The sequence below is a fragment of the Marinobacter mobilis genome, assembly GCF_900106945.1.
GTDB lineage: Bacteria > Pseudomonadota > Gammaproteobacteria > Pseudomonadales > Oleiphilaceae > Marinobacter > Marinobacter mobilis.
The window spans coordinates 123656-147198 of the sequence record NZ_FNNE01000005.1; the positions used below are offsets into that span (position 1 = coordinate 123656).

Below are 23543 nucleotides of genomic sequence, written 5' to 3' on the forward strand. Positions count from 1 at the left end.
TGCGGATATGGATGAAATCGGGGGATTATAGCACCCTCAGGGGTGGCCTCGGCCAGCCATCGCCACAGGACACGATTACAGGACAACCATCACCACATGCCAAACCGACCGCCGGCCCCCGGGCAACCCCTGACTGACCGCACAGAGTTCTTCGTTCCTGACCTGTGCCGGGTACGCGCGGTCTTTATGCTGCTGGTCACCAGCGAACTGATGGTCCTTCTTCTGGCGGTAATGCAATCAGCCAACCAGTGGATCGACTGGAACTACTTCGGTCTGCTGTCCCTGTTCGTGCAGTGGACAGTGCTCACCAGCGCCGCCCTCATCTGCACCCTGCGGCCGTGGCTCAGCCAGCTGACCACCGCTCGAGCCAGCTCGGTGATCACCGTACTGGTGCTGCTCGACGTGTTTGCCTTCAGTCTGTTCGCCGACAACGTGCTGAACCCGGACCCCGGCATTACCGGCTGGCAGGCCATCGGCAAAAAATTGCTGGCTGCGGCAATCATCACTCTGATGGTGCTGCGTTATTTCTACCTGCAGTCCCAGTGGCAACAACAACGCCAGGCCGAAATGCAGGCCCGCCTGACCGCCCTGCAGGCCCGCATTCAGCCCCACTTTCTGTTCAACAGCATGAACACCATTGCCAGCCTGATCAGCACTCGGCCGGACCAAGCGGAAGACGCCGTGCTGGATCTGTCGGAACTGTTCCGCGCCAGCCTGCGAACCCAGGACCGGCTGATCAGCCTGGAGGAAGAACTGGCCTTGTGCCGCCGTTATCTGATGATCGAGAGCCTGCGCCTTGGCGACCGGCTACAGCTCGACTGGCAGATCGCCCCAGGCCTGGAGCGTCAGGCCATTCCACCGCTGACCCTGCAACCGTTGCTGGAGAATGCCATCTACCACGGCATCCAGCCCAACCCACAGGGCGGCACCGTGCGCATCGAAGGCTATCGCCGCGGCGCCTCGGTGTACATTCTGGTGCAGAACCCGAAGCCAGGCGAAGACCAGCGCCGGCACAGCGGAAACCGCATGGCAATGGACAACATCCAGTCTCGCCTGCTGGCTCTGTTCGGGGAGACGGCGGTGCTGAAGCAGAGCCATCATGACGGCATTTACACCGTCACCTTGCGGCTACCCAGACAAACCGTGCCGGCTCCGTCCCGGGCCCGCACCCGTTGACTTCTGACAAGGACAGACCCCCCATGACCCCAAGGAAAGTGCTCATTGCCGATGACGAACCGCTGGCCCGGGAGCGAATCCGCCGGCTCATAGACGAGCTGCCGGATTTCAGCGTCTGTGCCGAAGCCGCGGATGGCGACGAGGTACTGGCGCTCACTGCCGCGACGTCTCCGGACGTGGTGCTGCTCGACATCCGCATGCCGGGAACGGACGGCATCGAGGCCGCTGAACGGCTGGGCACGCTCGAGAACCCCCCCGCCATCATCTTCTGTACCGCCTATGATCATTACGCCATCACCGCGTTTGAAGTTCAGGCCGTGGCCTATCTCCTTAAACCCGTGCGCCGGGAGGCGCTCGCTGACGCCCTGACCCGGGCCAGCCGGGTCAACCGCCTGCAACTGCAGTCGATCCAGGCACAAGAACAGGAACAGGCCGGGCAACTGGCCATCCGCAGTCACCGTGGCACCGAACTCATCGACCTCGCCCAGGTGTTTTACTGCGAGGCCGACCAGAAATACGTCACCATCCACCATAACCGCGGTGAGAGCGTAACCGACCACACCCTCAAGGAACTGGAAAACCGCTTTGGCGGTGACTTGCTTCGTATCCACCGCCATACCCTGGTCGGCGTTCGCCACATCCAGAGCCTGACCCGCAACGGCGAAGGCCACTGGTTTGTCCATCTGAGAGACCACAGCACCCCCTTGCCGGTCAGCCGTCGACACACGGCTTCAGTCAGGGAATGGCTCGAAGAACACCGCCCCGAATCTGGCTGAAAGTCGGTCTGCCCCGGCGGGACATTTCAGCGCCAACGCGTTAACCTTGTGCAACTTCAGCTATCAACCGGATCGACCAGAACAGCATGTCACAACAAAGCCCTAGCCCACGCACCCTTCGCATCGCCACCCGTAACAGTGCCCTCGCCCTGTGGCAGGCAGAATTCATCAAGGCCGAACTGGAGCGTCTGCACAGCCACATTAAGGTTGAGCTCATTGGCTTCAAGACTCAGGGCGACAAAATCCTCGATGTGCCGCTGGCCAAGATCGGCGGTAAGGGTCTGTTTGTAAAAGAGCTCGAGGAAGCCATGCTGGACGGCCGCGCCGACCTCGCGGTGCACTCCATGAAAGATGTACCGATGGAGTTTCCCCAAGGGCTGGGGCTGGTTGCCATCTGTGAACGGGAAGACCCCACCGACGCCTTTGTCAGCAACCAGTACAGCAGCCTTGATGAACTGCCTCAGGGCGCAGTCGTCGGAACCGCCAGCATGCGCCGGGAAGCCCAGTTACGGGCCGCCCGTCCGGACCTGCAGATCCGCACCCTGCGTGGCAACGTCAACACCCGGCTGGCCAAGCTGGACGCGGGCGAATACGATGCCATCATCCTGGCCAGCTCAGGTCTGAAACGACTCGGCTTCAGCGCCCGCATCCGCACCCAGCTGTCGGACGCACTGTCTCTTCCCGCAGTCGGCCAGGGTGCGCTGGGCATTGAATGCCGCCTTGACGATCAGGAACTGATGGACCTGCTGGCACCGCTCAATCATCCGGATTCCGCCGACCGGGTTCGCGCCGAGCGTGCCCTGAACCGTCGCCTCGAAGGTGGCTGCCAGGTGCCCATTGCGGCCTACGCCCTCCTTGAAGACGACACCCTGTGGCTGCGTGGACTGGTTGGTTCCGTCGATGGCAAGGAAATCTACCGGGTCGAAGGCCGTGCGCCCCGTGCCGAGGGTGAGCGCCTTGGCAAGGAGCTGGCCGAAGACCTGCTGGCCCTCGGAGCCGGCCGCATTCTGGCCGACATCTATGGCCACACCCCAAAGTAATCTCCCACTGAGCGGCCACCGCATCCTGGTCTGCCGCCCGGAGCCCGAAGCCAGCCGCCTGACGGAGAGTCTGGTGGCTGCTGGTGCCGCAGCCCGGGCACTGCCCCTGCTGGAGCGGGTAGCGCTGGAGGAGACGCCACAACAGCGTACTCTGGTGCAGAACCTCGATCAGTTTCACCATGTCATTGCTGTCAGCCCTTACGCCGCCCGCCGCCTGCTCGAGGTGATCGACACCTGGTGGCCACAGCCTCCGGTTGGTATCCGCTGGTATGGCGTCGGTGCCGGAACCGCCCGGGCACTGGAAACCGGCGGCCTCTCGCCTTCATGGCCAGCCCACGGCGTTGACAGCGAAGCCCTGCTGGCGATGCCTGCACTGAACCAGGTCGACGGAGAACGGGTCCTGCTGGTGCGTGGAGAGGAAGGCCGCGAGCTGCTCCAGGACACCTTGCGTCAGCGTGGCGCCGACGTCTCCACCCTGGAGCTGTACCGACGGCAGTGCCCTGCCCGGGCAGAACAGCAACTGCCCTCTGTACTGAGCAGTTTTGATCCCGAGGCAGTGGTGCTACTCTCAGGGGAAACATTGAACAATTTCATCGCACTGGGCCAGAATAGTGACCATACTCTTTACCAACGGTTGCTGGTGGTCCCGGTAGCTCGGGTGGCGAATCAGGCCCGCGAACTGGGGTTTCGGCACACCTGTATTCCCCGGAATCTGACCGATCAGGGGATCATTACCGCCGTCGCCGAGTATTTTGCGGTTACCGCCGGGGCCATCCCGCCCGGATACGCTGACAAGCCAAGCAAGTAAGGAAGCCTGTGACAGAATCAAACGCCCAACTGCCTGCCCCGGTGATATCAACGCCCGCACCCCGTCCCCGGCTCTGGCCGCTCTGGCTGCTGGTCATTCTTTCCCTGATTCTGGCCGCAGGCATCGGCCTGTGGAGCTGGCAACAGTGGCAATACCAGCAACGACTCGAACAGGCCCTGACCCACCTGCAGGACGCCAGCCAGAGCCTGCAGGCCTCTACCAACCAAACCGTCAGTGAACGCACCGAACGTCTCCGCAGCCTGGAACAATCCTTGTCCGCGCAGCAGGAACGGATGGCAACCCAGCAACGCCAGATCGACCATAATGCCCGGGAGTTGCTGGCAACCGGCAATCGCACCCGGACGGACTGGCTGCTGGCTGAAGCCGAATACCTGATGCGCATTTCCAACCAGCGCCTGCAGATCGAGAAAGACATCGTTGGCGCACTGTCGGCCCTGATGGCTGCGGATGAAGTGCTGAAAGACTCCGACGACATCGGGGTTTACCCGGTGCGACAGCAACTGGCCCGGGAAATTCTCAGCCTGAAAGCTGTTGAAGGTGTTGACCGGACCGGACTTTACCTCACGCTGGAAGCGACGATAGAGCGAATCCAGCAGTTAACTGACGACAGTCTGAACCAGACCCCGCCGCCACCCGCAGACACCGCCTCAACCTCAGTGGCGCTGGCCCGCGAAGGGGAGCCCAGCATGTTCAGGGTTGCCTGGGATAAAGCACTGAGTACCCTGGAAAAGGTCATCGTGGTTCGCAAACTGGACCAGCCAGTCCAGCCATTGATGTCCCCGGAACAGAGCGCCTACGCCCGGCTCAACATGCAGCTCATGCTGGAAGAAGCGGAAATGGCGGTGCTCCGGGGTAACCAAACCCTGTTCGATCGGGCTATCGCCAAGGCTCATCGCGCGCTGGCCCAGTGGTACGACGGCAGTGACCAGCGGGTAGGAGCACTGATCAGCACACTTGACGAACTGGCACAGCGCCAGATCGACCCTGAGCTGCCGGATATCAGCGGGTCGCTGACTCTGCTTAAGGCGCGGGTTAACGGTCGGCTGAACACTGAAACCGCCCCCTCTGAATACAGCAGCGAGGGTCCCGACGCATGATCCGCCTTCTGCTGATTGTCCTTGTTGCGCTCTCGCTAGGAACCGCGCTGGCCATGGGGGTGCAATATGACCTCGGCTATATCAGAATCAGCCTCGGCCATTATCTGATCGAAACGAATTTTTGGGTTGGCGCCGCCCTTCTCGCCATGCTGGTGGCGGGCATTCTTCTAGTTATTGGCGTCGTCCGTCGCCTGACTCACCGTAGCGGCATGCTTACAGGCTGGCTGGCCCAGGGCAATCTTCGCCGCGCCCGCCGCCGTACCACCCAAGGCTTGCTGGCGCTGGCCGAGGGCAACTGGCCGCGAGCCCACAGGCTGCTGGAAGCCTCCGCCGGTAACGCCGACACCCCCCTCATCAACTACCTTGCAGCGGCCCAGGCGGCTTTTGAGTGTGGCGAACACGAGCAGGTCGATGAATTGCTGCGGAAGGCCTTCGAAAGCACCCCGGGGTCTGACATGGCCGTAGGCATTACCCAGGCTCAGCTACAGCTTGCCGGCAATCGGCTGGAACAGGCCTTGGCGACGTTGATCCGCCTGCGCAAACAGGCACCTCAACATCCGTTCGTACTGAAGCTGCTGAAAAACACCTACGAACGACTGGAGGACTGGCGGGAACTTTCCCGACTGCTGCCGGAACTGCGCAAGCGGGGCCTGCTGGATGATCAGGAGCGGACCGAACTGGAACGCGCGATATGGCATAACCTGATGCAGAAAGCCGCCGCCGAATGCCGGCGCCAGTCCGACGCCCAAGGCTCCAGCCTGGAGCCGCTGACCCGGTTGTGGGACGAACTGCCCGGGGTGATTCGCCGTGATGAACACAGCATCCGCGAATACACCCAACTGTTGGCGGAACTGGGCGACGAAGCTCAGGCGGAAACCCTGCTACGCAAGGTATTGCGGAACCACTGGAGTGATGAGCTGGTGAACCTGTATGGACGCATCAAGGGCCATCAGCCCGATGAGCAACTGCTGGCCGCGGAGCGCTGGTTGCAGGATCGCCCTAACAACCCGGAACTGCTGCTGGCACTGGGGCGTCTGAGCCTGCGCAACGAACTGTGGGGCAAGGCCCGGGAATACTTTGAAACCAGCCTGAAGCTGCGCCGCAGTCAGGAAACCCTGGCCGAGCTGAGCCGCCTCAATGCACACATGGGGGAAGATCAGTCCAGCGTGACGCTGCTGATGCAAGGCCTGGTGCAGGACAATCGCCTGCCCGACCTGCCCATGCCGAAAGCCTGAATCTGGCCATTCTGACCGCCGTCAGTGACGCGGAGCGTATTCCAGCACATCAGAAAAGAACGCGGACGCTGGCAGACCGACCGCCAGCAATTCGTCCATCAGGGTATAAACCATGGTGGGCGATCCGCTGGCATGCACTTCCACACGCTGCCAGTCGGCACCTGAGTTAAGAACGGCGCGGACCAGCTGTTCGTGATGCCCACCCCAGTCGTTATCCTCATCGTCACCCACCACGGGTACAAAGCGGAATCCTGACCATTCCTGCTGCCATTGTTCAGCCAGTGGACGCAGGTACATGTCGCCCTCGCACCGGACACCCCAGAACAACGTGACCGATTGGTCAAAACGGGTCTCGCGGAGATAATCGACCAGGGATTTCATCTGGGCAAAACCGGTGCCTGCCGCCACCATCAGCACCGGCCGTCGCGGAGCCGTCGCCAGACACGCCTTACCATGCGGCAGCTCCAGCCTGACCGAGGTTTGTGATCTCAGATGATCGATAACCCGCTGCGCCGATTCCCACTCCGGAGAGGCCTGAACATGCAGCTCGATATGCCCGGCCTGGGGACTGCTGGCGATAGAGAAATAGCTGGGCTCATTATCCGGTAACAGAACCGCCAGGTACTGGCCGGCATGAAATTTCAGGTCCCGCCGCCTTGGCAGGCTGAGCTCCACCCGGTACACATCATGGCTGATCGCCTCAATAGCGACCACCTTGGCTTCAAACGTCTTCGGTGGAATCTGTCCTGAGGACATAACGGCTGGAATCTCCAGTTCGAGGTCATCACACGCCAGGCTTCGGCACATCATCAACCGCGCGCCCGGGCTAACCTTCTGTTGATTTCGGGTGTTCAGGGCCTGGCCAACCTCCAGCCGGGCCTCACAAATTTCACAGACTCCGTTGCGGCAGGCGACCGGAACGGTAATACCTGCGGCGGCAGCCGCAGAGAGCAGATCTTCATCGGGGCCGGCCTGGAACGACAGTCCAGCCGGCTGCAGGGTGACCAGATAGCGCCTGGAACCCATCTCAGTCTTCGCGATCGCTGCCGGAACCGCCGGTGCCGTCAGCTCTACGCTCAGGTGCCGGAGCCTCTATTCCCAGCTGACCCCAAAGTTCATCAACCCGGGTTTTGACGGCATCGGTCATGGTGATCGGCGTCCCCCATTCGCGGCTGGTTTCTCCCGGCCACTTGTTGGTCGCATCCAGCCCCATCTTGGAGCCAAGCCCCGCGACTGGCGAGGCAAAGTCCAGATAATCGATAGGCGTATTCTCAACCATCATGGTATCCCGCGCCGGATCCATCCGGGTGGTGATCGCCCAGATAACATCATTCCAGTCACGCGCATTGACGTCATCGTCAGTCACGATCACAAACTTGGTGTACATGAACTGTCGCAGGAACGACCATACCCCCATCATCACCCGCTTGGCATGGCCTGGGTACTGCTTCTTCATGGTCACCACCGCCAGCCGGTAGGAACAGCCTTCCGGGGGCAGGTAGAAATCCACGATCTCCGGAAACTGCTTCTGCAGGATGGGGATGAACACTTCATTCAGGGCAACACCGAGAATCGCCGGCTCATCGGGTGGACGACCGGTGTACGTGCTGTGGTAAATGGGGTTCTTGCGATGGGTGATGCGCTCCACGGTAAAGACCGGAAATTGCTCCACCTCGTTGTAGTAACCGGTGTGATCGCCAAAGGGGCCTTCCGGCGCCATGTCATCCGGGTAGATAAACCCTTCCAGCACGATTTCAGCACTGGCCGGCACCTGCAGGTCACTCAGCCCCGCCTTGACCACCTCAGTACGACCACCCCGTAGCAGACCGGCAAAGGCATACTCAGACAGGCTATCCGGCACCGGTGTAACAGCCCCCAGAATCGTGGCCGGGTCAGCGCCGAGCGCAACAGCAACCGGAAACGGTTCACCGGGATGGCTCTGTTGCCATTCCTGGAAATCCAGAGCTCCACCACGGTGGCTGAGCCAGCGCATGATCAGGCGGTTGCGACCGATCAGCTGCTGACGGTAGATACCCAGGTTCTGGCGTTCCTTGTGAGGGCCACGGGTGATCACCAGCGGCCAGGTAACCAGTGGCGCTGCATCTCCCGGCCAGCAATGCTGAATGGGGATCTGGTACAGATCCACCTGGTCCTTCTCGATGACCACGTCCTGACAGGGCGCCGAGCGCAGAACCTTGGGGCTCATTTTCAGCACTTGCCGGAACACCGGCAGCTTCTCAAGCGCATCACGGAAGCCCTTGGGGGGATCCGGTTCCTTGAGGAACGCCAGCAGCTTACCCACTTCGCGCAGGGCGGTAACGTTGTCCTGCCCCATCCCCATCGCCACCCGTTTGGGGGTGCCAAACAGGTTGGCCAACACTGGCATGGAGTGACCTTTCGGGTTCTCGAACAGCAACGCCGGGCCGCCGGCCCGCAGCGTGCGGTCACAAATCTCGGTCATTTCAAGATGGGGATCAACTTCCACGCTGATGCGCTTCAGCTCGCCCTGGTTCTCGAGTTGCTCGATAAAGTCACGCAGGTCGCGGTATTTCATGTGGGATTTGGGCCCTGTTGCTGTCAAAGGTGCTGTCGGGTGTAGGCTTTTCGATATTGCAGATGACCGGGCCGGGGAGCGGCTTTCCCAGACACACCGAGAATGGCGGTTTGGGAAAGCCGCTCTCCAACCCGCTCCCATACCTGGGAGTGACTCTCTAGCGGGCCAGAGAAAGGCCAAAGACAGTGCCAGCCTCGAAGTTCGCAAACCCGTGAGGCTGGCCAAACACGGTTTTTACCGTCGTTTCATCGACAGGAAGAACTCGTCGTTGGTCTTGGTTTCCCGCAGTTTGTCGAGCAGGAATTCCAGTGCCGCGGTGTCGTCGTCCATGGAGTGGAGCAGCTTGCGCAAGATCCACACCCGCTGGATATCGGCCTCAGCCATCAGCAGGTCTTCACGACGGGTGCCGGAGCGACGGATGTTGATCGCCGGATAGATACGCTTCTCGGCAATACGGCGGTCCAGGTGGACTTCCATGTTACCGGTACCCTTGAATTCCTCGTAGATAACCTCGTCCATCTTGGAACCGGTATCCACCAGAGCCGTCGCCAGGATAGTCAGACTGCCACCTTCCTCGACATTACGCGCCGCACCGAAGAAACGCTTTGGCTTCTCAAGGGCATGGGCATCCACACCACCTGTCAGCACCTTGCCCGAGGACGGGATCACGGTGTTGTAGGCGCGGGCCAGACGAGTAATGGAATCCAGCAGGATCACCACGTCTTTTTTGTGTTCAACCAGACGTTTGGCCTTCTCGATGACCATCTCCGCCACCTGAACGTGACGGGCAGGCGGCTCGTCGAAGGTCGAAGCGATGACTTCGCCGCGCACCGTGCGCTGCATTTCGGTCACTTCTTCCGGGCGCTCGTCGATCAACAGAACGATGACATAGCACTCAGGGTTGTTGCGGGTAATCGACTGGGCGATGGTCTGCATCAACAGGGTTTTACCGGCCTTGGGCGGAGAAACGATCAGGCCACGCTGGCCCTTGCCGATCGGTGCCACCAGGTCGAGTACCCGGGAAGACAGATCCTCGGTACTGCCGTTACCGGCTTCCAGCCCCAGACGCTCATCCGGAAACAACGGCGTAAGGTTCTCAAACAGAATCTTGTTGCGGGCGTTGTCCGGCTTGTCGAAGTTAATCTCGTTAACCTTCAACAAGGCAAAGTAGCGCTCACCATCCTTAGGCGGACGAATCTTGCCCGCAATGGTGTCACCGGTACGCAGGTTGAACCTGCGGATCTGGCTGGGTGAGACGTAGATGTCATCTGGGCCGGCCAGGTAGGAGGCGTCCGCTGAACGGAGAAAACCGAAGCCGTCCTGCAGGATTTCCAGCACGCCGTCGCCGTAGATGTCTTCACCGCTCTTGGCATGTTTTTTCAGGATCGAGAAAATAACATCCTGCTTGCGGGAACGGGCCAGGTTGTCGAGCCCCATTTCCTGCGCAATTTCGAGCAGTTCGGGCACGGATTTCTGCTTGAGTTCAGTAAGATTCATAAGTTGTTTGGCATTCAAGAATGGAAGTAATCAGGGTTAGATGGGACAGGGGAGACCTGACAGGCCAACCCGGCCATAAAATCAGGGGCCACTTTAACGAACAGAAAGTAAAGTGAAGCAAAGACCAGAGGCTGAAAAGAATCATCAGCCCGTCAGACAGACTGATCTTTCACCAGTTCATTGCGCAATGTCAAGTACCGGTGACTGGATTTCGCCGATTATTATAACAACAAGGGGTGACAATACCAGCCCTTCCAATCACGGGCCGAGACAGGAATACTTGGAAACCATGCTGATCAACCCACAGCACCCAGGCCAGTGCCGGCCCCATACCTGAACAAACCCTGGTTACCCAATCTTTGGAGCACGACATCGGATGAGCACCCACAGTCAGCCTGAATCCCGCCCACTCAACCTGGCCCTGCTGACCGTTTCGGACAGCCGCGGCGAAGATCAGGACACCTCTGGCCAATACCTAGAGGACCGGATCCTGGAGGCCGGCCACCGGCTGGTCGCCCGCCGCATCCTGCCCGACGACGTTTATCTGGTACGGGCACTGATGTCTGAATGGATCGCCGCACCGGATGTTCACGCCATCATCATCACCGGTGGCACCGGATTTCACGAACGCGACAGCACCCCGGAAGCGGTGATGCCCCTGCTGGACAAGACCATTGATGGCTTTGGCGAAGAATTCCGCCGCCTGTCCCAGGCCGAGATCGGCAGCTCCACCGTCCAGTCCCGGGCGTTCGGCGGCCTCGCCAACCACACCGCAATTTTTTGCCTGCCCGGCTCGACCGGCGCCTGCCGTACCGGCTGGGAAGGCATCCTCGCCGACCAGCTCAACAGCGTCTGCAAGCCCTGCAACTTCAGCGCCCTGTTGCTCCGCAAACCGGAGCGCCAGGTACAGCGGTTGCAGCAGCGCATCGGCACGAAGGCTGAACGCTGATGAGCCGTAACGCCAACCTCACCTCCGTCGATGATGCCCTGGCGCACCTGCTCAGCCAGGCCAGACCACTGACCGGAACCGAGCCGGTCGCGCTGACAGCCGCTCTGGGCCGGGTGCTCGGCGAAGACATTACGGTGCCACTGAATGTTCCTCCGGCGGACAACAGCGCTGTCGACGGCTACGCCCTGCGCTATGACGACATCGACCCGGAACGGACCATGGCCGTTTCCGGACGCATCCCTGCGGGTCACGCCGCAGCCCCTCTAGCGCCAGGCAGCGCCGCCCGCATTTTCACCGGTTCGGAGGTCCCGCCCGGGGCCGACACCGTTGTCATGCAGGAACAGGTCGAGGTGGTCAGCGATGGCATCCGTATCGGTGGAGAGCAACGCCGCGGCCAGAACATTCGCCGCTGCGGCCAGGATCTGCGTCAGGGTGAACGGGCCCTCAGCCGCGGCACCCTGCTGCGCCCCCAGGAACTGGGCCTGCTGGCATCCCTTGGTATTGCAGAAGTGCAAGTCATCCGGCGTTACCGCGTCGCCGTACTCACCACCGGCGATGAACTGGTCGAGCCAGGCATGCCACTGGCGCCGGGACAGATATACAACTCCAACCGGTTCACCCTGCTCGGGCTGCTGGAACAGGCAGACTGCGACGTCGTGCTCTGCGAAACCCTCCGCGATGAGCGGGAAGCAACAGGACAGGCCTTGCTGGCTGCGGCCCAGGCAGCCGACCTGGTCATCACCAGCGGTGGGGTGTCGGTTGGCGAGGAAGATCACGTCCGTGCGGTACTGGAAAGCCAGGGCGATTTGTCGCTGTGGCGGCTGGCCATCAAGCCCGGCAAACCGCTCGCGTTTGGCGGCCTCGCCGGAACTCCCATACTCGGCCTGCCCGGTAATCCGGCAGCCGTGCTGGTGACCTTTCTGGTGGTCGCCACACCGTTCATCAGGCACTGCCAGGGGCGAACCACTCCCCGGCGTCCGGCCGAACAGCTGCCCGCAGCCTTCAGCATCGAAAAACCGTCCATACGCCGGGAATTCATCCGCGCGCGCAAGGAATGGCTCGATGGCGCCGCACAGGTGACAGCCTACCCCAACCAGAGTTCCGGCGTCCTCAGTTCGGCCTGCTGGGCCGATGGGCTCGCCATGATTCCCGAGCATACGGTGGTCAGCCCGGGTGATACCATTAGTTATTATTCCTTTAGCGATCTGATGGAGTAACACCATGAACGATCAGAGCCACGCCACCGTGACGGTCCGTTTTTTTGCCCGTCTGCGTGAGCAGCTGGACACCGACAGCGTCGCCGTCCCAATCAGCGAGCCAGCCACCGTCGCCGACGTGCTCAAGACACTGGCCGACCGGGGTAGCGTCTGGGCGGAGCTATGCGCGGATAGCCGGGTGATGATCGCGGTAAACCAGGCCATGGCAAAGACCACTACACCGCTCAAGCCGCGGGACGAAGTGGCCTTTTTCCCACCGGTGACCGGAGGTTGACATGGTCATTATCCAAGCCGCGGATTTTGATCTGGCCGAGGAATATCAGAAGCTTCGCAACAGTGGCAACGGCACTGGCGCCATCGCCACGTTCACCGGTCTGGTCCGGGATCATGGCGACCTGGACGACGTTACCGGACTGTTTCTGGAACACTACCCAGGCATGACCGAGCAGGTCATTGAAGGTCTGATCACTGAGGCCGGAAAGCGCTGGGATGTCCGCGCTGCACGCGTGATCCACCGGATCGGGTCACTGGCACTGGGTGACCAGATTGTATTTGTCGGCGTTTGCAGCGCCCATCGTGGCGATGCGTTTGCCGCCTGTCAGTTCATCATGGATGCCCTCAAAACCAGCGCACCGTTCTGGAAAAAAGAATTGAGCCGCAGCGGCGACCACTGGGTAGAACAGAAGGACTCGGACCGGACACAGTCCGAACAGTGGCACAAGCGCCAGGAATAAACGGCTAGCGGAGATCGTCGAGGCGGTTGCAGTTGATGAAATCATCGCTGTAACCAGAACAGTCCAGCACGATCGCTCCGGAGGCCAGGGCAAACTGATAGACCCGTCGGTTACCGGCCTTGAGCTGGTCTTCGAGCGCGTCCGCCAGGGTGACCGGGTAGACGCCATGCAGAGGGTGTACCCGGCCGCCACAGTCAGCAATAACCGGAACGCCACCGGCGCGGGCATAACCCGCCAGCAGGCGACGCAGCAAGCCCTCACTCACCGCCGGCGTGTCACAGGGACAGACCAGAATCGTATCGTGGCCCATCGCGGCCGCCTGCCGCATGCTCGCCAGCAACCCCGCCAACGGGCCGCGGCCGCGATAGGCCGGCGCGTCAGCCACCAGGCAATCAGCCAGCTCTCGGTAATAGTCGTCCGGCTCCGCGGTACTGATGATCAACTTCGGCACCACCGCACGAAACGTCGCCGCGATCGAATCCGCCATAGGAACGCCCTGCCAGAGCTGTCGCCCCTTATCAACGCCACCCATGCGCCGGGCTTCACCGCCAGCCAACAACACGCCGGTCACCACCATAACACCTCCACAAAAACAAACAGACCGCCCGTGAATTACTTCAGGGGCGGTCTGGGATCAGCCGGTTGGCTCGATCAGAGATTGCTATCGAGGAATGCCGCCAACTGAGACTTGGACAGGGCGCCAACCTTGGTAGCATCAACGTTGCCGTTCTTGAACAGCATCAGCGTCGGAATACCACGGATATTGAACTTCGGCGGAGTCTGCTCGTTCTCGTCGATGTTGAGCTTGCAGACCTTCAGCTTGCCCTCGTACTCCTCGGCGATTTCTTCCAGCACTGGCGCGATCATCTTGCACGGACCGCACCACTCTGCCCAGTAATCAACCAGCACGGGGGTGTCTGCCTGCAACACGTCCTGCTCGAACGATGCGTCGGTTACGTTTACGATATTTCCGCTCATTGCCCTTTCCTGATTCCGGCACACCGGCCGTCACGGATCACCCATAACCCGTTGCCTGATGTGCAATTGACTCTGCAGACGCCAGACCCGCAAGCGGGCCAGCGACATCACATTACGCGATACTTTACGCGATTGCTCCGGCGAATGTGAAGAGGTTGCTAATGAGGATTGCCCGCAACACCCCCTGCCCGATGCGCAGAAACCACACCATGGCTGACACTCCGGCAAAATTTCGCTTATAGTTAGCCCATGACGACAGGCGCGACTGTGCTAGCCCGCCCGGCGCTCACCAATGGACAGGCCCAGACTCGCCCCGCCCCGGACTATAGAGTTGATATAAGGCCAGGCAAGAGGAATTCAAGACACGTGACGGCCCGAGACACCGCCACCCAACCCGATGTACTTGCAGCCATCGACATGGGCTCCAACAGTTTCCACATGGTGGTCGCAAGACTGGTCCATGGTGAAATCCGTACGCTGGAGAAAATGGGCGAGAAGGTTCAGCTTGGCGCTGGCCTCGATGCCAACAACAACCTGACCGAAGAAGCCCAGCAACGGGGCCTGGACTGCCTCAGCCGTTTTGCGCAGCGCCTCGGCGAAATGCCCCAGTCGGCGGTCCAGGTTGTGGGCACCAACGCCCTCAGGGTCGCCCGCAACACCGGAGAGTTCATCCACCGGGCCGAGCAGGTACTTGGGCACCCGGTCGAGATTATCGCCGGCCGCGAGGAAGCCCGCCTGATCTATCTGGGCGTTTCCCACACCCAATCTGACGATCAGGGCCGCCGACTCGTGATCGATATCGGCGGTGGCAGCACCGAATTCATCATTGGCGAACGCTTCGAAGCCCAGGAACTGGAAAGCCTGCACATGGGCTGCGTCTCGTTCCGTAAGCGCTATTTTGCGGATGGCCGCATTACCCGCCGCCAGATGGAACGGGCCATCACCCATGCCAACCAGGAACTGCTGCACATCCGCAACCGGTACCGCCGGCTCGGCTGGAGCAACGCTGTAGGCTCCTCCGGATCGATCAAGGCCATATCCAATGTTCTGGCTGCACTCAAGATCACCGACGGCTCCCTGACCTACTCCGGCATGAAGGAACTGCGCCAGCGCCTGGTGGACATGGGCCACATCGACCGCTTGTCAGAGCTTGGTGTACGTACCGAACGGCACAGCATTTTCCCGGCCGGCTTTGCCATCCTGATGGGCGCCTTCGAGTCCCTGGAAATTGACGAGATGCATTACGCCGATGGTGCTTTGCGGGAAGGACTGCTCTACGACATTGTCGGTCGCATCCAGCACGAGGATGTGCGTGACCGCACCATTCATGCCCTCCAGGAACGCTACCATGTCGACCAGAACCAGGGCCGTGCGGTTGAGGAAACCGCGATTGCTGCCTGGCGCCAGGTCGCCGACGCCTGGGGCATCGCCTCCGCCAACGACGAAGACATTTTGCGCTGGGCCTGCCGCCTGCACGAGATCGGGCTGACCATCTCACACAGTCAGTACCACAAGCACGGTGCCTACCTGTTGCGCTATTCCGATCTGCCGGGGTTCAGCCAGCAATTCCAACGCGATCTGGCCACCCTGGTTCGCGGACATCGTCGCAAGTTCTCGTCGGCAGTCTTTGAAGACAGTGACCCGGAGGATTACCAGCGGCTGCGCAATCTGTGCGTACTGGTACGGCTTGCGGTTCTGCTGCAGCACTCACGCAATCAGGAACCACCACCAGAGTTCCGGCTGGTGGCCGAGTCAGACACCCTGACGCTGACATTCCCCGAGCACTGGCTCGACAGCCGGCCGCTGACACTGGCCGACCTCCACAACGAGCAGGACTATCTGATCAAGCAGGGCATAACCCTAACGATCGAGTGAGCGGCCAGGCTGAGCCCGCTCAGCCCAGCTCTGCTTCCATACTCTCGACGGTCTCGCTGACCTCCAGCCACTCCGCTTCCAGCGAATCCAGCTCGCCACGCTGCTGCGCCTGGGTGCCCAGCAATTCCCTTAGCTGCTCCTTCTGGGCGGCCTCATACAGGCCAGGCTCCGCCAGCGCCTGCTCGAGCGCCTTCAGCGACTGCTGTAACTGCTCCATGCGCTGCTCAAGAGCTGCCTGACGCTTGCGGAACGGGCTGATCTTCTGACGCAAGGCGGCCTCTGCCCGCTTGCGCGCCTTGCGGTCCTCGGCGCTTTGTCCGCCCCCCTGCGCTCCATTCGGAACTGCCGGGTTAGCTGCGGAGGAGGCGTCGATCCGCTGGGGAGCCTCTGCCTCATCACGGCGCCGGTCTGCTAACCAGCGCTCGTAGTCTTCCAGGTCGCCGTCATAGACATCGACCACACCGCCATGGACCAGCCAGAAATCGTCCACGGTATTGCGCAGCAGATGGCGATCGTGGGACACCACCACGATTGCGCCTTCAAAATCCTGCAGCGCCATGGTCAGGGCCTGGCGCATTTCCAGGTCCAGGTGGTTGGTCGGCTCATCCAGCAGCAGCAGGTTGGGCCGTTGCCAGGCAATCGTGGCCAGTGCCACCCGTGCCTTTTCACCACCTGAAAAGGACCGCACCGGCGCCAGTGCCGCATCACCGTGGAAATCAAAACCACCGAGAAAATTGCGGATGCTCTGCTCTGATGCTTTGGGGTCAAGGCGTTGCAGGTGAAGGAACGGACTGGCATCCAGGTCCAGCGCCTCAAGCTGATGCTGGGCGAAGTAGCCCACCGCCAGATTCTCACCGGCCACCCGCTCCCCGGCCAACAACTGCGATGCGCCACGCAGGGCATCCATCAGGGTCGATTTACCGGCACCGTTTGGCCCCAAAAGTCCGATTCGACTGCCGGGCAACAGGCCCAGGTTCAGTTCACTGAGCACGGCCTTGTCGCCATAACCGACAACCCCATGACGAATCGACAGCAGAGGGCTGGAGACCTTGTCAGCCACCGGGAACCGAAAACTGAACGGCGAATCGATATGCGCAGGGGCAATCATTTCCATCCGTTCAAGGGCCTTGACCCGGCTCTGGGCCTGGCGGGCCTTGGTGGCCTTGGCCTTGAATCGGCTGATAAAGCGCTGGATCTCGGCAACCCTCGCCTGCTGGCGTTCGTAGCCCGCCTGCTGCTGGGCAAGGCGCTCACTGCGCTGGCGTTCGAATGCTGAGTAGTTGCCGGTGTAACACTCCAGCTTCTTGCCGTAGAAATGCACCACGTGGCTGGCCACCCGGTCCATGAAGTCACGGTCGTGAGAGATAAACAGCAACGTGCCAGGATAACGTCGTAACCAGTTCTCCAGCCACAGGCAGGCATCAAGATCCAGGTGGTTGGTCGGTTCATCCAGCAACAGCAGATCCGACGGCTGCATCAGCGCCTGCGCCAGGTTCAGGCGAATCCGCCAGCCACCACTGAAGGCGGATACCGGTCGTTCGACGTCGCCATCAGCAAAACCCAGACCACGGATCAGGGCTTCCGCCCGGCGCGGTGCCGACCAGGCTTCGTGAAGGTCCAGCTCGCCATGAATCCGCGCCTGGGCGAGATCGTCACCCGCCGCTTCAGCCTCGGCCAGTTTGGTTTCCAGACGCCTCAGGACTTTGTCGCCATCAAGCACGAAGTCCCGCGCGGATCGTTGCGAGGCGCCCACCTCCTGGGCCATGTGAGCAACCCGACAGCCGCCCGGCAGGCTGACCTCACCCTGCTCCTGCCCGAGCTCACCCAACAACAGCTTGAACAGACTGGATTTACCAGCACCATTGGCGCCAACAATCGCGACCCGTTCGCCACTTTGTACGGTGAGATCGGCGTTTTCTAGCAACCAGACGCCACCACGTTGTAAACTGAGATCTGATATCGTAAGCATGGCGGCATTCTATCAGGGAACCTTTCGCGACAGTGAGCGTCCCTGTACCGTCACTGCAGACTTTTTTGTTGTCCCGGCCAATTCACAAACGGGGCCGTATCGGGGTCACCATGACGTACAACTGGGACAACCTGCCGGCTTCGCTGGCACTGGATAACCCGCTCTGGCGCTATGCGCTGGCAGCATGGCGCAGCCCGGAAGTTGAACACGCCTGCCTTGAGTTGCAGGCAAGGCACTGGTGCGTCAGCCACATTCTGATTGCCGCCTGGCTGGGCACCCAGGACCGTCACTACGAAGGTGAAGCCGAGTCGGTTCGACAGTGGCGGGAGCAGATCACCGGCATCCTGCGGGCAGCCAGAAAACAGATACCCCGGCAACAGTCAGCGCTGTCTCCATTTCGGAAGCAACTGGCCAGCGCCGAACTGGAAGCTGAACGGGTAGAACTTGCCTTGGCGTATGAATCGCTGAAGCGGCCAGGCAAGACTGACAGCAACGGGCCAGCGCAACCTGATCTGACCCGCAACAACCTGCTGACAGCATCCCCTACCCCCAATTTTGATCTGGATACCGAACGGCTGGTTGATGCACTGGTGCGCCACCTGCCGCAGGATTCCTTTAACGGAGCAGACACGCCATGATGACACGATGGCTGATCAGACTCGCCTTTCCGGCACTGGGTGTGCTTTTACTGCTGATTTTCTTCGGCATCCGGGAACCGGAGCACGTGGCCATCGAAACCGATGCCCCGGGCACAGCCAGCAACATACCGGCATTTGAAGGCATGGTTCCCAACCCCGTGCCCAACGACGGCCCCGAGATCGTCTTCAAATGGCAGGACAATGACGGCGGCTGGCACTATGCCGACCGACCACCCGCTCAGGGCTCCTGGAATGCCCTCGCCATCGAGCCTACCCGCCCCTCGCCTGTGACCGGAGGCAACGGCACCGCGCCGGACTGGCGCTCGCCCTACCATGCCCCGTTCGAGCTTTCGCCATCAAAGGACAGCTAGCGAGCCTCTGGCTCACTCCGGCCCGCGGGCAATCCCAGATCTTAAACGGATCAAACAATTAACGCATGTTCAGTAGCATCTCGCTGCTGAACCGGTTACCTTTTGTTGACCATTATCCATCACCCGCTTAACAAGACTAAGGATGATTCAATGAAAAAGACACTGATCGCCCTGGCAACCGCCGGCATCATTGGCGGATGCACTTCGACCAACCAGGCCGCGCCGGAGCCGGAACTGACTGAGAACAACCAGAAAGTGAGCTATGGCATGGGCCTGGTACTGGGCGAGCGGATGCGCAACGATCTGCCTGACCTGCAGATGGATCAGTTCCTGCAGGGCATCGAGCACGGTCACGCGGGTGACGAAGAAGCCAAGCGCATGACCCGTGAAGAAATCCAGACGGCCCTGATGGAATACCAGCAGAAGCTGCAGCAAGAACAGGTTGCCCAAATGGAGCAGCTGGCTGAAGAGAACAAATCCGCCGGAGAAACCTTCCTGGCAGAAAACGGCCAGCGCGATGGTGTCGTGACCACCGATTCCGGACTGCAATATGAAGTACTGGAAGAAGGCGAAGGCGACAAGCCGACAGATGCCGACATGGTCAAAGTACACTACACAGGTGAACTGCTGTCTGGCGAGGTCTTCGACAGCTCCCGCGATCGTGGCGAGCCGGTTACCTTTGGCCTGACTCAGGTTATTGCCGGCTGGACCGAAGGCCTGCAGCTCATGAACGTAGGCAGCCGCTACAAACTCTACATTCCGTCTGATCTGGCCTACGGCCCGGGCGGTAACCGCGGTATCGGCCCTAACGAAACCCTGGTATTTGACGTGGAACTGCTGGAAATCAATCCAGAGTAACGCCGACACCCTGCTCCCGGTGCGATGCCCTCTGCTGCGCGCCGGGAGACAGTCCAGACTCCGTCAGACCGGAGAGGACATGACCTTGTCGGCATGAACAGTGTGCAGTTGCTCGATCAGAAAGTCTTCGATTTCGAAGCGGCTTTCCAGTGTCTCCCCCAACTTTGACAACTCACCGAACAGTTCCTGGACTTGCATTTCCGAGAGCTGACCTCCGTCCAGACGATCATTGAAGTTGAGAGCAACTTCCGTGGTTTCCGCAAGCTTGGGATACACCTTGGCGGCCAACTCAAGGCCACCATCATCGAACTCCTTGGCCTCGCGAATCAGCTGCTCGTAAACCTCAAAATGTCCCGCCGAGACATAATCCACCAGAATCTCGCACAGGCGTACGAACTTCCCGACCAGCACTTCGACGTTGGCCGCGCTATCAGAGCCGCTGAGATCACAATAGTGAACGAGCAATTCCTGGCGTTCCTTGAGCCAGCGGTCGATCAGATCACTGACCCCACCCCAGCGTTCCCTGGCATTCTGGCAATTCTCAAGCATGACGCCTCCTGACTGGTGCAATCCAGTTTTGGGAGTTGCACAACAACTCCCTTGTTATCGTTGCCTCAAAATTACCCCAAGGCGACGTCGGCCCGCAACCGGAAACGCCGAGTTATTTCGCCGAGCCCGGCGCACGAAGCAACATCACCAGACCGGTAATCACCAGCAACGTGAAGAACACGGCCGTCCAGCCGGGGATACTCAGCCCAAGGAAACGCCACACCACTTCGGCGCAGTCACCGGTGCCACGGATGGCGGTCGCCAGCACCTCGCTCAACGGCAGCACATCGAGCATATACTCCACCGAAGGGCCACAGGCAGGCACCTGGTCAGCCGGCAGACTTTGCAGCCACAACTGGCGCCCCGCCAGTGCGAGGCCCAGTCCGGAAAACAGCGCCAGCAGTGAACCGTATACCCGCGCGCCCAGCCCACCCGGGTTATGCACCACCGCCAACAGGCTGACTGCGCCAACTACCATGAAGGCGTAGCGCTGCAACCAGCACAGCGGACATGGCTCCAGACCTTTCACATGTTCCATATAAAAGGCTGTGGCCAGAAGCGCCACACACACACCCAGAACGATTCCAAATACACCTCGTCGATTCAGCAACTCATTCCCCTTATTCACGTGTTCGTGATACTGCCCTTGTGGCTGCTGCAAGGCCGTTCCCAGCCTGCTATCCTGAGGGCGTCCGCCAGCATTGACTGGCACTTAACCCTAAACGTTCCCGAACATCAAGCCTATGAACTTTATGTCACTTTTCCGCCTGCTTGTTCTCACCTGCCTGCTCCCCCTGGCCACCACTCCGGCCATGGCTGCGTCGGATAACGACGAGGAAGAAAGCCCTGCTGAGGAGGCACGGATCACCGATTACATTGAACTCGAACCGGATTTTGTCACCAATGTGGGGGCACCGGACCAGCAGATGAAGTACCTCAAGGCAGCGGTAACTCTGCGAGCGTCTCAGACAACGACCCGGGCTGCGGTCGAAAGCCACATGCCGCGATTGCGCCATGAACTGGTGATGCTGTTCGGGGAACAGACTGATCTGGACCTGCTGACCAGCAATGAGGGGAAACAGGCCCTGAAGGAAGCGGCCATTCAGCGAATCAATGCCGTGCTGGAACAGCAACAGACAGGCGAGCAGATCGACGATGTGGTGTTCACCACCTTTGTGGTGCAGCGCTAGGCGCGGGGGAGCAGTCCGGCGCTCGCCTCCGGACTGGCCGGCCGCCAGCCACTGCGCTCAGGCAATACGGGAAAACAGGTCATCGCCACCACGGTCTTCACAGACCACTCTGGCGTCTTCCCAGCCGGCCTCCCAAGCGGCAATCACCACGTCACCACGGTAAGGGCAGCGTTCCCGGGCCATGCCCATCTCCGCAGCCATGTAGCCCTGCCGATAAGCCTTGTTAAGGGACTCTACGTCCCATCCCAGTTTTACATCCTTAGCCATACCCCCTCCCTGGTGGCACCACCACTGTGTTGCCACTACACCACTAAACACCCGGACACCGTGTTACAAAAACTAACAGTGCCCGCGGATGGTGACAAACAAACTGTTTATTTTTTGTGCGAAAAGTCCGTTTTCGCACCGCATTCGGCAGGATCCAGCAACCTGCGATTCATTAATCTGCCAGATAGGCCTCAAGGAACGTCGCAAACGGCTGGGTATCTTCGGCCTCCATGGCGTCCTGCTCGGCCAGCGACTGCTCACTCAATGACTCAAAGCGGGCCTGGGTTTCCGCTGACAGACGACGGTCCCGGAAGGCCTGTTGATGCTCGATGGACTTCGCCAGCACCCACTCACGATGCCCCTGACCAGCACGCTCCATGGCCTGGAGTACGCAGGCCGACGGCAGCAATGCGGGGTCTTCCAGCTTCTGCCGCTGCTGCGACAGGGCCTGCCGATAGCGTTCACCGCCGCTCAGGTCATCAAGCTTGGCGGCCAGACTTTCAAGACCATCAAGCACCTGGCGGCCCGCATCACTGACAGCCAGGGCACCGTCCTGCGTTTCCAGCGTCGCCGCTGGCTGGCGCCCATGACTGACCACATCCGAGAAATTATCATCCAGGTACTGACACTCTGCCGCTTCAATTATCGGGCTGTCCGACAGCAGGCAATCAAGCAGGAACAGGTCAAGGAAATCAATCTGGGGGGCAGACATTCCCACCGGCGAGAACGGATCCAGATCCAGGCAGCGCACCTCGACGTACTCTACCCCACGGGCATCCAGTGCCTGGATGGGCTTTTCTCCCCGCTCGGTGGTCCGCTTGGGGCGAATGGCGCTGTAGTACTCGTTCTCGATCTGGAGGATGCTGGTATTGATCTGGATAAACGCATCCCCCCGACGGGTGCCAATGCGTTCATACTCCGGCCACGGAGTGTGGATCGCCTTGGCCAGTGTGGCCGTGTAGGTCGGCAATTCGTTGAAACAGATGTTCAGAGATGCCTGGGCATTGTTGTGGTAACCCAGATCTCCCATGCGCAGGGACGTTGCCTCGGGGCCGTACCAGCTGTCGTTGCCCAGGCGGCTGAGGGAATGGCGTACATTGGCGACGAAGCTCTGGTCCAGCGCGGGTGAAGCGCCGAACAACAACATCAGCAACCAACTGCGACGACGGAAGTTACGCACCAGCCAGAAGTACTGCTGGGACTTGAAGTCCTGCAACCGCTGCTTGTCTTCCAGCGCCGTCTGCCACTGGACCCAGAAGCTGTCCGGCAGCGACAGGTTGTAATGAGCACCGGCAATGCTCTGCATCATGCGACCGTAACGCACCGCCAGCCCCTGACGGTAAACGTGCTTGAGCTGACCAATGTTGGAGCTGCCATACTCGGCGATGGGAATACTGTCGTCACCGTCGAGCTGGCAAGGCATGCTGGCCGCCCAGAACACCTCGTCACCGAGGTGCTGGTGCACAAAATGATGGGTATCCCACAAGGCCGCCAGAGCTTCCTCCGTGCTGTTGCACACCGGCGTAATCAGCTCCAGCAACGACTCGGAATAATCCGTGGTAATGCGGGGGTGCGTTAGCGCCGACCCCAGAGCCCGCGGATGTGGGGTCTGGGCGATGAAGCCGTTACGATCGACCCGCAAGCCTTCCTTCTCGATGCCTTTACTGAAGCCGCCCCACTGGTCACGGGCAAACTGTTGGAAAAGCTGGTGCCGGGAATCTCCCATGAGCCACTCCTGCTGCGC

25 protein-coding genes are annotated in these 23543 nt (G+C 60.6%); 15 read left to right on the plus strand and 10 right to left on the minus strand.

Annotation, left to right across the window (positions count from 1 at the left end):
• Positions 1-96: 96 nt before the first annotated feature.
• The 6 genes from BLV11_RS09195 to BLV11_RS09220 all read left to right on the plus strand — a co-directional run bounded on the left by BLV11_RS09195 (position 97) and on the right by BLV11_RS09220 (position 6153).
• Entirely contained in the window at positions 97-1176 is a 1080-nt protein-coding gene (locus BLV11_RS09195; RefSeq protein WP_091812813.1) for a sensor histidine kinase, read from the plus strand.
• 23 nt (positions 1177-1199) lie between these two features.
• Positions 1200-1952: a LytR/AlgR family response regulator transcription factor gene (locus BLV11_RS09200; protein ID WP_091812815.1), complete on the plus strand. Its 753-nt coding sequence runs from the start codon at positions 1200-1202 to the stop codon at positions 1950-1952.
• 86 nt (positions 1953-2038) lie between these two features.
• Entirely contained in the window at positions 2039-2992 is a 954-nt protein-coding gene (gene hemC / locus BLV11_RS09205; RefSeq protein ID WP_091812818.1) for a hydroxymethylbilane synthase, read from the plus strand.
• Positions 2973-3800 (plus strand): uroporphyrinogen-III synthase, encoded by an 828-nt coding sequence (locus BLV11_RS09210; protein ID WP_091812820.1) that lies wholly within the window; start codon positions 2973-2975, stop codon positions 3798-3800. The genes hemC and BLV11_RS09210 overlap by 20 nt, the downstream gene beginning before the upstream one ends.
• 8 nt (positions 3801-3808) lie before the next feature.
• Positions 3809-4918: a uroporphyrinogen-III C-methyltransferase gene (locus BLV11_RS09215; protein WP_091812822.1), complete on the plus strand. Its 1110-nt coding sequence runs from the start codon at positions 3809-3811 to the stop codon at positions 4916-4918.
• Positions 4915-6153, plus strand: coding sequence for a heme biosynthesis HemY N-terminal domain-containing protein (locus BLV11_RS09220; RefSeq protein WP_091812824.1), 1239 nt, complete (start codon positions 4915-4917; stop codon positions 6151-6153). Before BLV11_RS09215 ends, BLV11_RS09220 begins: the two co-directional genes overlap by 4 nt.
• 21 nt (positions 6154-6174) lie before the next feature.
• Here BLV11_RS09220 and BLV11_RS09225 read toward each other — a convergent pair whose 3' ends face one another.
• From BLV11_RS09225 to rho, 3 genes are all read right to left on the minus strand, one after another.
• Positions 6175-7179, minus strand: a complete 1005-nt coding sequence (locus BLV11_RS09225) for a 2Fe-2S iron-sulfur cluster-binding protein (RefSeq protein WP_091812827.1) — start codon at positions 7177-7179, stop codon at positions 6175-6177.
• Between the two features lies 1 nt (position 7180).
• The gene (ubiD, locus tag BLV11_RS09230; RefSeq protein WP_091812829.1) at positions 7181-8707 is read right to left on the minus strand and encodes a 4-hydroxy-3-polyprenylbenzoate decarboxylase; all 1527 of its coding nucleotides are present in this window, start codon (positions 8705-8707) and stop codon (positions 7181-7183) included.
• A gap of 234 nt (positions 8708-8941) precedes the next feature.
• Positions 8942-10204, minus strand: a complete 1263-nt coding sequence (gene rho / locus BLV11_RS09235; protein ID WP_091812831.1) for a transcription termination factor Rho — start codon at positions 10202-10204, stop codon at positions 8942-8944.
• 376 nt (positions 10205-10580) lie between these two features.
• Here rho and moaB point away from each other — a divergent pair, with 376 nt between their 5' ends.
• Genes moaB through moaE form a run of 4 tightly spaced genes read left to right on the plus strand, consistent with a single transcriptional unit; the run spans position 10581 to position 13104 of the window.
• The gene (gene moaB, locus BLV11_RS09240) at positions 10581-11153 is read left to right on the plus strand and encodes a molybdenum cofactor biosynthesis protein B (protein WP_091812833.1); all 573 of its coding nucleotides are present in this window, start codon (positions 10581-10583) and stop codon (positions 11151-11153) included.
• Positions 11153-12370, plus strand: a complete 1218-nt coding sequence (locus tag BLV11_RS09245) for a molybdopterin molybdotransferase MoeA (RefSeq protein ID WP_091812836.1) — start codon at positions 11153-11155, stop codon at positions 12368-12370. Before moaB ends, BLV11_RS09245 begins: the two co-directional genes overlap by 1 nt.
• A 4-nt stretch (positions 12371-12374) precedes the next feature.
• Positions 12375-12644 carry a molybdopterin converting factor subunit 1 gene (moaD, locus tag BLV11_RS09250; RefSeq protein WP_091812839.1) on the plus strand — a complete coding sequence of 90 codons (270 nt, stop codon included), beginning with the start codon at positions 12375-12377 and terminating at the stop codon, positions 12642-12644.
• Position 12645: 1 nt separating this feature from the next.
• Entirely contained in the window at positions 12646-13104 is a 459-nt protein-coding gene (moaE, locus tag BLV11_RS09255) for a molybdopterin synthase catalytic subunit MoaE (protein ID WP_091812842.1), read from the plus strand.
• A 4-nt stretch (positions 13105-13108) separates the two neighbouring features.
• Here moaE and mobA read toward each other — a convergent pair whose 3' ends face one another.
• Together mobA and trxA are read right to left on the minus strand one after the other, a co-directional pair.
• Positions 13109-13681 carry a molybdenum cofactor guanylyltransferase gene (gene mobA / locus BLV11_RS09260; RefSeq protein WP_091812844.1) on the minus strand — a complete coding sequence of 191 codons (573 nt, stop codon included), beginning with the start codon at positions 13679-13681 and terminating at the stop codon, positions 13109-13111.
• 74 nt (positions 13682-13755) lie between these two features.
• On the minus strand, positions 13756-14082 hold the full coding sequence (gene trxA, locus BLV11_RS09265) for a thioredoxin TrxA (RefSeq protein WP_091812847.1): 327 nt from the start codon (positions 14080-14082) through the stop codon (positions 13756-13758).
• Between the two features lie 366 nt (positions 14083-14448).
• Between trxA and ppx the strand changes: the two genes are divergently transcribed.
• The gene (gene ppx / locus BLV11_RS09270) at positions 14449-15957 is read left to right on the plus strand and encodes an exopolyphosphatase (RefSeq protein WP_281242764.1); all 1509 of its coding nucleotides are present in this window, start codon (positions 14449-14451) and stop codon (positions 15955-15957) included.
• A 19-nt stretch (positions 15958-15976) separates the two neighbouring features.
• Here ppx and BLV11_RS09275 read toward each other — a convergent pair whose 3' ends face one another.
• The gene (locus BLV11_RS09275; RefSeq protein WP_091812852.1) at positions 15977-17926 is read right to left on the minus strand and encodes an ATP-binding cassette domain-containing protein; all 1950 of its coding nucleotides are present in this window, start codon (positions 17924-17926) and stop codon (positions 15977-15979) included.
• 110 nt (positions 17927-18036) lie between these two features.
• On the opposite strand from BLV11_RS09275, the gene BLV11_RS09280 reads away from it, so the two are divergent.
• From BLV11_RS09280 to bamJ, 3 genes are all read left to right on the plus strand, one after another.
• Positions 18037-18564 (plus strand): TIGR02444 family protein, encoded by a 528-nt coding sequence (locus tag BLV11_RS09280; protein ID WP_091812854.1) that lies wholly within the window; start codon positions 18037-18039, stop codon positions 18562-18564.
• Complete coding sequence (locus BLV11_RS09285; protein WP_091812856.1) at positions 18561-18935, plus strand: DUF4124 domain-containing protein; 375 nt, start codon at positions 18561-18563, stop codon at positions 18933-18935. Before BLV11_RS09280 ends, BLV11_RS09285 begins: the two co-directional genes overlap by 4 nt.
• 150 nt (positions 18936-19085) lie before the next feature.
• Complete coding sequence (bamJ, locus tag BLV11_RS09290) at positions 19086-19793, plus strand: BamJ family beta-barrel-assembly machinery protein (RefSeq protein WP_091812858.1); 708 nt, start codon at positions 19086-19088, stop codon at positions 19791-19793.
• 63 nt (positions 19794-19856) lie between these two features.
• Here the strand turns inward: bamJ and rsd are convergent, their stop codons facing one another.
• Positions 19857-20342 carry a sigma D regulator gene (gene rsd / locus BLV11_RS09295; protein WP_091812860.1) on the minus strand — a complete coding sequence of 162 codons (486 nt, stop codon included), beginning with the start codon at positions 20340-20342 and terminating at the stop codon, positions 19857-19859.
• A gap of 112 nt (positions 20343-20454) precedes the next feature.
• A complete protein-coding gene (locus BLV11_RS09300; RefSeq protein WP_425433825.1) occupies positions 20455-20952 on the minus strand; it encodes a disulfide bond formation protein B in 498 nt (165 codons plus the stop codon).
• A gap of 142 nt (positions 20953-21094) precedes the next feature.
• On the opposite strand from BLV11_RS09300, the gene BLV11_RS09305 reads away from it, so the two are divergent.
• On the plus strand, positions 21095-21532 hold the full coding sequence (locus BLV11_RS09305) for a flagellar basal body-associated FliL family protein (RefSeq protein ID WP_245725975.1): 438 nt from the start codon (positions 21095-21097) through the stop codon (positions 21530-21532).
• Positions 21533-21589: 57 nt separating this feature from the next.
• Here BLV11_RS09305 and rmf read toward each other — a convergent pair whose 3' ends face one another.
• Both rmf and gshA read right to left on the minus strand, forming a co-directional pair.
• A complete protein-coding gene (gene rmf, locus BLV11_RS09310) occupies positions 21590-21799 on the minus strand; it encodes a ribosome modulation factor (RefSeq protein WP_091812864.1) in 210 nt (69 codons plus the stop codon).
• A 172-nt stretch (positions 21800-21971) separates the two neighbouring features.
• Positions 21972-23525, minus strand: coding sequence for a glutamate--cysteine ligase (gene gshA, locus BLV11_RS09315; protein ID WP_091812866.1), 1554 nt, complete (start codon positions 23523-23525; stop codon positions 21972-21974).
• Between the last annotated feature and the right edge of the window lie 18 nt (positions 23526-23543).